Source organism: Pseudomonas sp. NFACC45 (assembly GCF_900113505.1).
Taxonomy (GTDB): Bacteria; Pseudomonadota; Gammaproteobacteria; order Pseudomonadales; family Pseudomonadaceae; genus Aquipseudomonas; species Aquipseudomonas tehranensis.
Window position 1 is genome coordinate 68,054 of the sequence record NZ_FOPO01000017.1, and the last position, 11,891, is coordinate 79,944.

Annotated in this window: 12 protein-coding genes; 8 read left to right on the forward strand and 4 right to left on the reverse strand. The window is 59.0% G+C overall.

What is annotated here, in order from left to right; translation table 11 throughout:
- The first annotated feature begins 270 nt into the window (after positions 1-270).
- Genes BM132_RS26445 through BM132_RS26455 form a run of 3 tightly spaced genes read left to right on the forward strand, consistent with a single transcriptional unit; the run spans position 271 to position 2,907 of the window.
- A complete protein-coding gene (locus BM132_RS26445; RefSeq protein ID WP_092459797.1) occupies positions 271-1,710 on the forward strand; it encodes a cytochrome ubiquinol oxidase subunit I in 1,440 nt (479 codons plus the stop codon).
- 3 nt (positions 1,711-1,713) lie between these two features.
- Complete coding sequence (gene cydB / locus BM132_RS26450) at positions 1,714-2,721, forward strand: cytochrome d ubiquinol oxidase subunit II (RefSeq protein ID WP_092459799.1); 1,008 nt, start codon at positions 1,714-1,716, stop codon at positions 2,719-2,721.
- A gap of 21 nt (positions 2,722-2,742) precedes the next feature.
- A complete protein-coding gene (locus BM132_RS26455) occupies positions 2,743-2,907 on the forward strand; it encodes a DUF2474 domain-containing protein (RefSeq protein ID WP_092402355.1) in 165 nt (54 codons plus the stop codon).
- 21 nt (positions 2,908-2,928) lie between these two features.
- Here the strand turns inward: BM132_RS26455 and BM132_RS26460 are convergent, their stop codons facing one another.
- Both BM132_RS26460 and BM132_RS26465 read right to left on the reverse strand, forming a co-directional pair.
- Entirely contained in the window at positions 2,929-4,068 is a 1,140-nt protein-coding gene (locus BM132_RS26460) for a methyltransferase (RefSeq protein ID WP_092459801.1), read from the reverse strand.
- A gap of 181 nt (positions 4,069-4,249) precedes the next feature.
- Entirely contained in the window at positions 4,250-4,963 is a 714-nt protein-coding gene (locus BM132_RS26465) for an autoinducer binding domain-containing protein (protein WP_092459803.1), read from the reverse strand.
- Between the two features lie 291 nt (positions 4,964-5,254).
- On the opposite strand from BM132_RS26465, the gene BM132_RS26470 reads away from it, so the two are divergent.
- The gene (locus tag BM132_RS26470) at positions 5,255-6,031 is read left to right on the forward strand and encodes a ferredoxin--NADP reductase (RefSeq protein ID WP_092459805.1); all 777 of its coding nucleotides are present in this window, start codon (positions 5,255-5,257) and stop codon (positions 6,029-6,031) included.
- 56 nt (positions 6,032-6,087) lie between these two features.
- Here the strand turns inward: BM132_RS26470 and mscL are convergent, their stop codons facing one another.
- Complete coding sequence (gene mscL, locus BM132_RS26475) at positions 6,088-6,501, reverse strand: large-conductance mechanosensitive channel protein MscL (protein WP_047229580.1); 414 nt, start codon at positions 6,499-6,501, stop codon at positions 6,088-6,090.
- A 282-nt stretch (positions 6,502-6,783) separates the two neighbouring features.
- Here mscL and katB point away from each other — a divergent pair, with 282 nt between their 5' ends.
- The 3 genes from katB to radA all read left to right on the forward strand — a co-directional run bounded on the left by katB (position 6,784) and on the right by radA (position 10,437).
- Positions 6,784-8,325 (forward strand): catalase KatB, encoded by a 1,542-nt coding sequence (gene katB, locus BM132_RS26480; protein WP_092459807.1) that lies wholly within the window; start codon positions 6,784-6,786, stop codon positions 8,323-8,325.
- A 173-nt stretch (positions 8,326-8,498) separates the two neighbouring features.
- Positions 8,499-9,026, forward strand: coding sequence for an ankyrin repeat domain-containing protein (locus tag BM132_RS26485; protein WP_371264163.1), 528 nt, complete (start codon positions 8,499-8,501; stop codon positions 9,024-9,026).
- A gap of 43 nt (positions 9,027-9,069) precedes the next feature.
- The gene (gene radA, locus BM132_RS26490; protein WP_003185644.1) at positions 9,070-10,437 is read left to right on the forward strand and encodes a DNA repair protein RadA; all 1,368 of its coding nucleotides are present in this window, start codon (positions 9,070-9,072) and stop codon (positions 10,435-10,437) included.
- A gap of 188 nt (positions 10,438-10,625) precedes the next feature.
- Here the strand turns inward: radA and BM132_RS26495 are convergent, their stop codons facing one another.
- Positions 10,626-10,994, reverse strand: coding sequence for a PilZ domain-containing protein (locus BM132_RS26495; RefSeq protein ID WP_092459809.1), 369 nt, complete (start codon positions 10,992-10,994; stop codon positions 10,626-10,628).
- 160 nt (positions 10,995-11,154) lie between these two features.
- Here BM132_RS26495 and BM132_RS26500 point away from each other — a divergent pair.
- On the forward strand, positions 11,155-11,891 hold a 737-nt coding region (locus BM132_RS26500; RefSeq protein WP_305728331.1), incomplete at its 3' end, for a carbon starvation CstA family protein.

Genomic DNA, 11,891 nt, shown 5'->3' on the forward strand with positions numbered 1-11,891 from the left:
TCACCGATGCCCACAGCTCTATCGCGCACTGAGACAACCTGTCACGCGACAAAAGACCACGCCGTCCATCGGCGATAATGCGACTACTCTTTGAACATTGCTTGATCCAGGTCAATACCCTCCGGGCCTTGGGCTGGCGGCCATCCGGCCATGTTCCTGCGTTGTGACGGTTTAAAAAAAGAACGATTTGAAAAGCGTCGCACTCCATATCCCTGGAGGTTGCGACGCAAGCCCCGCCCGCAGCCGGTTTTACCTGACAGAGGAAGACTTATGTTCGGTTTGGAGGCGCTCGATCTCGCCCGAATCCAATTCGCGTTCACCATCTCGTTCCATATCCTGTTCCCGGCCATCACCATCGGCCTGGCGAGTTACCTGGCGGTACTCGAGGGCTTGTGGCTCAAGACCCGCGACGACACCTACCGCGACCTGTACCACTTCTGGTCGAAGATCTTTGCCGTCAACTTCGGCATGGGGGTGGTATCCGGGTTGGTCATGGCCTATCAGTTCGGCACCAACTGGAGTCGTTTCTCTGATTTTGCCGGCGCGGTCACCGGGCCGCTGCTGACCTACGAGGTGCTCACGGCGTTCTTCCTCGAGGCAGGGTTTCTAGGGGTGATGCTGTTCGGTTGGAATCGCGTCGGGCGTGGTCTGCATTTCTTTTCCACAGTCATGGTAGCGATCGGCACGCTCATCTCGACGTTCTGGATTCTGTCCTCCAACAGCTGGATGCAGACTCCCCAGGGCTACGAAATCATCGATGGCCGGGTCATCCCGGTGGACTGGCTGGCGGTGGTGTTCAATCCTTCGTTCCCTTATCGCCTGTTGCACATGTCCACGGCAGCGTTTGTCGCCACGGCGTTTTTCGTCGGTTCGTCGGCGGCCTGGCACTTGTTGCGCGGTCGCGACACCCCGGCCATTCGCCGCATGCTGTCGATGGCGATGTGGATGGCCTTGCTGGTAGCGCCGATACAGGCGGTCATCGGCGACTTCCATGGGCTCAATACCCTCAAGCATCAACCGGCCAAGATCGCCGCCATTGAAGGGCACTGGGAGAACGTCGGCAACGAGCCAACCCCGCTGATCCTGTTTGGCTGGCCGGACATGCAGGCTGAGAAGACCCGGTTCGCCGTGGAAATCCCGTATCTGGGCAGCCTGATCCTGACCCACAGCCTGGACAAGCAGGTGCCGGCCCTCAAGGAGTTCCCGCCTGAAGACCGACCGAATTCGACCATTGTGTTCTGGTCGTTCCGGGTCATGGTGGGCCTGGGCCTGCTGATGATTTTCACCGGTCTGTGCAGTCTCTGGTTGCGCCGTAATGACCGGCTCTACCAATCGCGACCGTTCCTCCACATGGTGTTGTGGATGGGCCCGTCCGGGCTGATCGCGATCCTGGCAGGCTGGTTCACCACTGAAATCGGTCGCCAGCCCTGGGTGGTCTACGGCCTGATGCGCACCGCCGATGCTTCGTCCGGCCACAGCTTTGCGCAGATGAGTATCACGCTTGTGCTGTTCGTCGTGGTGTATTTCGCGCTGTTCGGTGCGGGGCTGAGCTACATGCTGCGCCTGGTGCGCAAAGGGCCGGAAGCCCATGAAGATGAGCCGGCCGATGGTGGCCCTGGTCAGAAACGTACCCCGGCCCGTCCATTGTCCGCCGCCGATGATGGCGACGACGAAGCGGACCATAACGACAGCTCGCACAAGGGGAATTGAGTCATGGGTATTGATCTTCCGCTGATCTGGGCCGTGGTCATTATCTTCGGCATCATGATGTACGTGATCATGGATGGCTTTGACCTGGGGATCGGCATTCTCTTCCCCTTCGTCAAGGGCGAGCGTGATCGTGACGTGATGATGAACACCGTGGCGCCCGTCTGGGACGGTAACGAAACCTGGCTGGTGCTGGGCGGCGCGGGTCTGTTCGGAGCGTTCCCGTTGGCTTATTCGGTGGTGCTTTCGGCGCTGTACCTGCCGCTGATCCTGATGCTCATCGGGCTGATTTTCCGCGGCGTGGCCTTTGAGTTTCGCTTCAAGGCCAAGGCTGACAAGCGCCATCTGTGGGACAAGGCGTTCATCGGCGGTTCCCTGACGGCCACCTTCTTCCAGGGCGTGGCGCTGGGAGCGTTCATCGATGGATTCGAAGTGGTCGATCGCCAGTTCGCCGGCGGCTCCCTGGACTGGTTCACACCGTTCACCGTCTTCTGTGGCCTGGCCTTGATCGTCGCCTACGCCTTGCTCGGCTGCACCTGGCTGATCATGAAAACCGAAGGCAAGTTGCAGGAGCAGATGCATGACCTGGCCAGGCCGCTGGCGTTCGGGGTGCTGGCGGTGATCGGTATCGTCAGTATCTGGACCCCGCTGGCCCACGCCGATATCGCGGCGCGCTGGTTTACCCTGCCGAATCTGTTCTGGTTCCTGCCGGTGCCGATCCTGGTGCTGGTGACCATGTACGGGTTGTTTCGCGCCGTCGCCCGCAACGCCAACTACACGCCGTTCCTTCTGACGCTGGCGCTGATCTTTCTCGGTTACAGCGGTCTGGGCATCAGCTTGTGGCCGAACATCGTGCCGCCATCCATCTCCATCTGGGACGCGGCGTCACCGCCACAGAGCCAGGGGTTCATGCTGGTCGGGACGCTGTTCATCATTCCTTTGATTCTGGTGTACACCTTCTGGAGCTACTACGTGTTCCGGGGCAAGGTGACCCATGACGACGGCTACCATTGATTGACCTGCGAGGCATTGAAAATGGCCAAGCCTGATTTGAAAGACATCGAAGCGGCTGAGAAGAAGCCGCTCTGGCAGCGGCTTGGCTGGCTGGCGCTGATCTGGGCCGGCAGTGTGCTGGCGCTGTTTATTGTCGCCAGCCTGATGCGGATGTTCATGAGCGCCGCAGGGCTGACCACCCACTGACACTCCCGGGGCAGGGTCAAATTATTTGCGGGCCTTGAGGATGACGAATTTCGGGGTCGCGGCCACTTGTTCGACACCCCGGAACAACCGCGCCAGTTTGCTGTGGTAGCCCAGGTGCCGATTGCCGACGATGTACAGCGCGCCGCCGACCACCAGTGCTTCGCGCGCCTGCTGAAACATCCGCCAGGCCAGGAAGTCGCCCACCACCTGCTGTTGGTGGAAGGGAGGATTACACAGCACGACATCCAATGACTGCGCCTCTTGCCCGGCCAGACCGTCCCCGGCCCGTATTGTCACCTCACGCTCGCCCAGGGCGGCGCGCCAGTTCTCGGCGGCCGACTGTACGGCCATGTACGATTCATCCACCAGGGTGTAGTGGGCCTCGGGATTCTGCAGGGCGCTGGCGATTGCCAGTACACCGTTGCCGCACCCCAGGTCCGCGACGCGGGCGGTGCTCAGGTTCTTTGGCAGATGCGGCAGAAATGCCCGGGTGCCGATGTCCAGGCCTTCGCGACAGAACACGTTGGCGTGGTTGAGCAATTCGATCTTCGGTTCTTCCAGCCAGTAGCGCGTGGGGTAGGGGGATGCTGCCGGTACTCGGGTTTGTGGCCGGAGCGCTTCTGGCGTGGCGATCAACAAGCGAGCTTTTTTCACGGCCAGCGAGGCCTGCACCGGGCCCACGTAACGTTCCAGCAGGTCACCGGCGGCCCGAGGCAGATGCTTGACCATCGCAGCAGCAATCACCTGGGCGCCGGGGGCCAATTGGCCTTGCAGGCGAATCAACTGTTCTTCCAGCAGGGCCAGGGTTTTCGGGACTTTGATCAGGACGCGGTCGAAAGGCCCGGTCAACGGTTCACTGGCCGGCAACGTCGGTACCGCATCGAAGGGCAGGCCATTGCGCACCAGATTTTTCTCCAGCGCATGCAAGGCCAGGTACGAGTCGCTGCTGCTGATGACTTCAACCTTGCCGGCAAGGCTCGCCGCCAGGGCACCAAAGCTGTCATTGAGGACCAGGACCCGGGTAGCGGCGAGCGGCTGTTGCTCGGCCAGATGCGCGAGCAGGTATTCGTCGGCCGCGTCGAAGGCTTGCAGCGGCTCGTTCTGCTGTTCGGGTTGGCGGATCAGGTCAAGTTGGGCGAAGGGACTGTCGAGCAAGGGCATGGCTGGGACTCTGGAGATCAACGAATGTCCCGCTGCCCTGGGGCAGGTGTCTCAGCGGGACCGCCTGAATGAACTGCGTCGCGTGCTTGGCGCGTCATCATTCAAGTGGAGCCGTAAATGGTACGTTTTTTTGCCAGGCATTACTCGCGGGTTTTTCAGGTGGGTAAGCGCGTCGCACGGTTCAGATCACATGGATGTGGGCCGCCTTGGCTACCGCTGAGATTTTGTTGTTGACGTTGAGCTTTCGCATGCAGCTGCACACATGAAAGTTCACGGTGCGCTCGGAGAGGCAGAGGATTCTGCCCACTTCCGAGGCCGTCTTGCCTTCGGCCGACCACCTCAATACTTCGATCTCTCTGGGTGATAAATGACATTTTTGTGGGGGCACGACAGCATCAGCCAGTTTTTTGCTGGCCAGCGCATGCAGTCTTTGACTGGCGAAAATGGCATAGCCGAGATTTGCGTAGTGCTCGTCGATATCGATGGGGCAATGAGTCCGAGCCAAGCTGAAAAGGCTGCAATGTGCCCCCTGTTCATCATGAACGGCCTGGGTCCAGCCATACTTGAGTCCCTGTCGATTAAGTTCTCGCCACAACTTGGGGGCCTGAGCAAAAACAGTCTCATCCCACAAGATAGGGAGTGGTGATTGATTGCAATGTGCTACTAGTGGGTCGTTCGACGCATAGCCGTTCTGTTCATAAAGTCTGTCCCATCCATAAGGGTAGTTATTTAGGTTTACCTTGTTGGTATGCTTGTCAGGGCTTCCGAGATAAGCTGAGAATGCACAATATTCAAATCCCTGATTGTTAAAGAAATTCAGGACTAGACGATAGGCCGTCTGTAAGTCCTTTTCACAGGATAATTTCCTCAACAGCAAGTCCTTCCACTTGTCCATCGCTCTCTCCTGGGTTGAGTTCGTCCATGCGGATCCAATCCATGATGCGAATTTTTAGTGTAGGACTATTCTTAATTTCCAGTGAGCTTTTTTTTGTTTGCTTACAGTTTGAAATGTTTAAGACATAAACTTATCGAGTTTGATTTTACAGTAGATGTGGCTTTGTATAAGTCTGGTAGAAGATATGTTCGGCACCAGGGGCGATAGTGGCTAAAGTGCCACTACTCGTTGTCAGTGGTGAAGGGCCTCACTTTGCGGGACACTGTAAGTCTTGTCCCCTTGGAGTGGCTCATGACCGACAGCTCAGAGAAGTTCACCCGTCAAACCTTGCTCGATGTGCAGCCAGTGGCACCTCATTTGTTTACGTTGCGCACCACACGGGATCGCGGTTTTCGTTTTCGGGCGGGCCAGTTCGCCCGGCTGGGGGTTGCCAAAGCGGATGGCACCCTCGTTTGGCGGGCATATTCCATGGTGTCCTCGCCGTTCGATGAATTCCTCGAATTTTTTTCCATCGTGGTACCGGATGGCGAGTTCACCAGCGAACTTAGCCGGCTGCAGCCAGGCGACAGCCTGCTGGTGGATCGCCAGGCCTTTGGCTACCTGACGCTGGATCGTTTCGTTGACGGGCGCGATTTGTGGCTGCTGTCCACGGGAACGGGCGTCGCGCCGTTTCTTTCGATTCTCCAGGATTTCGAAGCATGGGAAAAATTCGAGAGGATCATTCTGGTGTACAGCGTTCGCGAGGCACGCGAGCTGGCGTACCAGGAGCTGATCAAAGGGTTGACCCAACGTGACTACCTGGCCGGCTACGCCCATAAATTTCGTTTCATCGCCACCGTTACCCGTGAGCAGCATCCCGGTGCGCTCAGCGGACGAATCACGACACTGATCGAAAATGGCGAGTTGGAAAGGGCGGCTGACATCGAGCTGACGCCGGAACACTCGCGGGTGATGTTGTGCGGCAATCCGCAGATGATTGATGACACGCGCAAGCTGCTCAAGGCCAGAGGCCTGCATCTGAGTCTCAGCCGTAGGCCAGGTCAGGTGGCCGTGGAAAACTATTGGTAGAAAAGGCGCCTGTGGCGTGGAGACAAAAAACCACGCCACAGGCGGCGAAGTGTGAGTCAGGGCCTCTCGTTCTGGGCCTTGAGCAGGTCGCGGATTTCGCTCAGCAACAGTTCTTCCTTGGTGGGAACCGGTGGAGCGCTGGGGGCAACGGCTTCTTCGCGCTTGAGGCGGTTGATGGCTTTGACGCCCATGAAAATGGCGAACGCCACAATGATGAAGTCAATGGTGCTTTGAATGAATTTGCCATAGGCCAATACCACCGCAGGCGCATCGCCTTGTGCCGCCTTGAGGGTGATGGCCAGGTCGCTGAAGTCCACCCCGCCAATCAAAAGGCCGATCGGAGGCATGATGACATCGCCCACGAATGACGAAACGATTTTGCCGAAAGCAGCGCCGATAATGATCCCGACGGCCATGTCGACGACATTGCCTTTGACCGCGAAGGCCTTGAACTCGTTAATCACGCCCATGAGTTGTTCCTTGTGACAGATGAAGTGGATGGTGGCAGTGTAAATCAGCCCAACGCGTCCTGCTCGAAACGCCTGCTTACAAACCTCCAGTTATCGACTCGGGTCTGGGCGAAAAGTTTACAAAGTGCCATCAATCGCGCGTGATACGTGGTCCCGAGCCGATTCCCTATAAGGATTTTTCTATCGGATCGGTGCGGCATTTCTATTTAGGTTTTTCTTTTTCCGGCACTAGCCTCTGCAAGGCGCACATGGATGCGCTCTATAACATCAGAGGAAACGCCTATGAACATTTCCCTTGGCGGCGGGACTTTCCCCCATCGCCGTGCCTTGTTTGTGCTCACCGCCAGCCTGTTGTCCTTGTCCGTCAATGCGGCCACCCTGACCCGCGATAACGGTGCGGCCGTGGGCGACAACCAGAACTCGCAAACAGCCGGTCCTAACGGGCCGACCTTGTTGCAAGACGTGCAACTGATCCAGAAACTCCAGCGCTTCGACCGCGAGCGCATCCCCGAGCGTGTGGTGCATGCACGAGGAACCGGTGCCCATGGCACCTTTACAGTCACCGATGACCTCAGTGATCTGACCAAGGCCAAAGTCTTCGCCGCTGGCCAGGCCACGCCTGTGTTCGTGCGTTTTTCTGCCGTCGTACACGGCAACCACTCACCGGAAACCCTGCGTGATCCCCGTGGCTTTGCCACCAAGTTCTACACAGCCGAGGGTAACTGGGATCTGGTGGGTAACAACTTCCCGACCTTCTTCATTCGCGATGCCATCAAGTTTCCGGACATGGTCCATGCTTTCAAACCCGACCCTCGGACCAACTTGGATGATGACGCCCGCCGTTTCGATTTCTTTTCTCACGTGCCCGAAGCAACGCGCACGCTGACCGAGTTGTATTCCAATTCCGGCACGCCGGCCAGTTATCGTGAAATGGACGGTAACGGTGTGCATGCTTACAAGTTGGTGAATGCAAAGGGTGAAGTTCACTACGTCAAGTTTCATTGGAAAAGTTTGCAGGGCCTGAAAAATCTCGATCCGAAAGAAGTTGTGAAAGTTCAGGGGCAAGATTACAGCCATATGACTAACGATCTGGTGAGTCATATTAATAAGGGCGACTTCCCGAAATGGGACTTGTACGTTCAGGTGCTGAACCCGCAGGACCTTTCCACGTTTGATTTCGATCCCCTTGACGCGACCAAAATCTGGCCGGGTGTGCCTGAGCGCAAAGTCGGGCAAATGGTTTTGGACCGTAACCCGGCGAATGTTTTCCAGGAAACCGAGCAGGTGGCGATGGCGCCGGCCAATCTTGTTCCGGGTATTGAGCCTTCGGAAGATCGGCTGTTGCAGGGGCGGGTGTTCTCCTATGCCGATACGCAAATGTATCGCGTGGGGCCCAACGCGCTTCAGTTGCCCATCAATGCACCGAAGGTGGCGGTCAACAATGGCAACCAGGACGGCGCGATGAATTCGGGCAGTACCAGCACCGGCGTGAATTATCAGCCGAGCCGCCTGATGCCTCGCCAGGAACAGCCAATGGCACGCTACAGCCAGACCGCGCTGACTGGCAGTACCCAGCAGGCGAAGATTCAGCGTGAGCAGAACTTCAAGCAAGCCGGTGATCTGTACCGCTCGTTCAACCAGAAGGAGCGCAATGACCTGATCGAAAGTTTCGGCGGGTCGTTGGCGACCACTGATGATGAGAGCAAGCACATCATCCTGTCGTTCCTCTACAAGGCTGACCCTGAATACGGTACGGGCGTGGCCCGTGTCGCCAAAGGCGATCTGGTCCGGGTCAAGGCGCTGGCGGAAAAACTCAGCGATTGATCCACAGCCTGGCACGTGCATAACCGGTGGGAGCAAAAGCTTGCTCGCGAAGCAGGCGCTGCGGTCGGAAGCTAGACCGAGTTGTCTGCATTGTGGGCAAGCCATGCTCCCGCAACCCTGCATCTACAGTCTTACGCCAAGGAGACGTCATGCTGCGTAACTTCCTGTTTTCGATGCTCGCAATCTGGTCGTTGAGCGTGTGGGCCGATCAACCCGTGCCTACTGACTCGGTGACTGTACAAGAACAATTGCAGAATTATTACTTTGACGCCGCCCGACGCGGCGATGTGCCGATTCTCGAGACCTTTATCGAGGCCGGTTACGCGCTCGACACCCAGGATGAAAAGGGCTACACCGCCCTGATCCTCGCGGCTTATCACGGCCATCGCCCGGCGGTGGAGCGGCTGCTGGCCGCCGGCGCCGATGCCTGCGCCCAGGACAAACGCGGCAACACGGCGCTGATGGGCGCCATCTTCAAGGGCGAAGTGCAGATTGCGCGTCGTTTGCTGTCCACCGATTGCAGCCCGGATCAGCGCAACGGCGCCGGACAGACCGCTGCGATGTACGCCGGCCTGTTCAAGCGCGTCGAGTTGCTCGACGCTTTGGCGGCCAAAGGGGCGGACCTGCAGGCCCAGGATCCGTTGGGCAATACCGCGGCGAACCTGGCCAACGGTGAAATCAGAATGCCGGCCCCGCGCTGACCTCCGCGTGGGCTATCATCGCGGTTTTTATCCCGGAGTTCAGATGGCCAAGGCAAAGCGCATGTATGGCTGCACCGAGTGCGGCTCGACCTTTCCCAAATGGGCCGGCCAGTGCAGTGAGTGCGGTGCCTGGAACACCTTGACCGAAACCATGGTGGAAAGTGGCGGTGCCGCAGCCCCCACCGGTCGCACGGGGTGGGCCGGTCAGCAGGCGCAAATCAAGACCTTGGCCGAAGTCAGCGTCGAGGAAATTCCACGGTTTTCCACCGCGTCCGGCGAGCTGGACCGCGTGTTGGGCGGCGGTCTGGTGGACGGTTCGGTCGTGCTGATTGGCGGGGACCCGGGCATCGGCAAGTCCACCATCCTGCTGCAAACTTTGTGCAACCTGGCCACGCGCATGCCGGCGCTGTACGTCACTGGCGAGGAATCCCAGCAGCAAGTCGCCATGCGCGCCCGGCGTCTGGGGCTGCCCCAGGATCAACTGCGGGTCATGACCGAGACGTGCATCGAAACCATCATTGCCACAGCCCGCCTGGAAAAACCCAAGGTCATGGTGATCGACTCGATCCAGACGATTTTCACCGAACAACTGCAATCGGCGCCGGGCGGCGTGTCCCAGGTGCGTGAAAGCGCGGCGTTGCTGGTGCGGTACGCCAAGCAGAGTGGCACGGCGATTTTCCTGGTGGGGCACGTCACCAAGGAAGGCGCGCTGGCAGGCCCGCGGGTGCTGGAGCACATGGTTGATACCGTGTTGTATTTCGAGGGCGAATCCGACGGTCGCCTACGGTTGTTACGGGCAGTGAAAAATCGCTTTGGTGCCGTCAACGAGCTGGGTGTGTTCGGCATGACCGACAGGGGCTTGAAAGAAGTCTCGAATCCTTCGGCGATTTTTCTCACGCGCGCCCAGGAAGAAGTGCCGGGCAGCGTGGTCATGGCGACCTGGGAAGGCACCCGGCCGATGCTGGTGGAGGTGCAGGCGCTGGTGGATGACAGCCATTTGGCGAACCCGCGTCGGGTCACCTTGGGGCTGGATCAGAATCGGCTCGCCATGCTGCTGGCCGTCCTGCATCGACACGGTGGCATTCCTACCCACGATCAGGATGTTTTCCTCAACGTGGTGGGCGGCGTCAAAGTATTGGAAACCGCGTCTGACCTGGCGTTGATGGCGGCGGTCATGTCCAGCTTGCGCAATCGACCGCTGCCCCATGATCTGCTGGTGTTCGGTGAAGTGGGGCTGTCGGGGGAAGTCCGGCCGGTGCCCAGTGGGCAGGAGCGACTCAAGGAAGCCGCCAAACACGGTTTCAAACGCGCCATCGTGCCCAAGGGCAACGCGCCGAAGGAAGCACCACCGGGGTTGCAGATCATTGCCGTCACCCGCCTGGAACAGGCGCTGGATGCGTTGTTCGAGTGATACCGCGGTCCTGTGGCGAGGGCGTTGGGCTGCGCTCGTAGGAGCTGTCGAGTGCAACGAGGCTGCGATCTTTCCACCGACGCTTGAGTCCTAGGTGAGAGGTCAGAGATCAAAAGATCGCAGGCTTCGCCAGCTCCTACAGAGCCCAGCGGGGATAAATCCCCTCGCCACAAGGGATCGCTGTTGATTCAGATATGGATCAACGCCGCCAGCTCCCGCTCCAGCTCATCATTATCGGCCAGGTTCAACTCCACCAGCCTACGCAGATGGGCGATGGAGTTCAGATCGATATGCTCGCAGACAAAGCCCAGGTGACCGTGGTCGTCGTGGGTCAACCGAACCCCCATCCGCACTTCCACCTCATTGCTCAGGTGAATGTCGGCGACGAAAGTCTCTTCGGGATTGCCAAGCCAGGGCTCGGGCTTTTTAATCAGCAGGCCCTTGAGGGACAGGTCCAGCAGTTCGACCGGCCAAGTCAGTTTGTCCTCACCCTCGCCCTGACTCAGCTCGGTCCGGGCATGGAACTCGATTCGTACAAAGCGGCGGCGTTCGCTCATTACGTCTTCCTTTCTGGAGATTGATTGACTATAGACCCAACTGGCGCGCCGTCGTCACCGTTGGGCTGGTGGCAGACGAATGTCGGGGGGTGGCCTTTGTTCTCGTTAGCGCTAAACTCCGATGGCTGTCTTTCTTGTCCACCCTGGCCGGAATATAAAAATGACAAATAATAATAGCCTGCTGCGCCACATACCCTGGCTACTGCTGGCCGTCTTGGGAGCGAGCGCCCTGGGCGTCGTGGCATTGCGTCGGGGGGAGGCGATCAACGCCCTCTGGATCGTCGTCGCAGCCGTGGCCATCTACCTGGTTGCCTACCGCTACTACAGCCTGTTCATCGCCAATAACGTGATGCAACTCGATGCGCGCCGGGCCACCCCCGCCGTGCTCAACAACGATGGCCTGGACTATGTCCCGACCAACAAACACATCCTGTTCGGCCACCACTTCGCGGCCATTGCCGGTGCGGGGCCGCTGGTCGGGCCGGTCCTGGCGGCGCAGATGGGCTACCTGCCCGGTACGCTCTGGCTGATCGCCGGCGTGGTGCTGGCCGGTGCCGTGCAGGACTTCATGGTCCTGTTCCTGTCCACCCGTCGCAACGGGCGCTCCCTGGGCGACATGGTCCGTGAAGAAATGGGCCGCGTTCCCGGCACCATTGCGCTGTTCGGCTGCTTCCTGATCATGATCATCATCCTCGCGGTGCTGGCGCTGATCGTGGTCAAGGCCCTGGCCGAGAGCCCGTGGGGGATCTTCACGGTGATGGCGACCATTCCGATCGCGATGTTCATGGGCATCTACATGCGCTACATCCGCCCGGGCCGCATCGGTGAAATTTCCCTCATTGGCGTGCTGTTGCTGCTGGGCTCGATCTGGCTCGGCGGGCAAGTGGCCGCAGACCC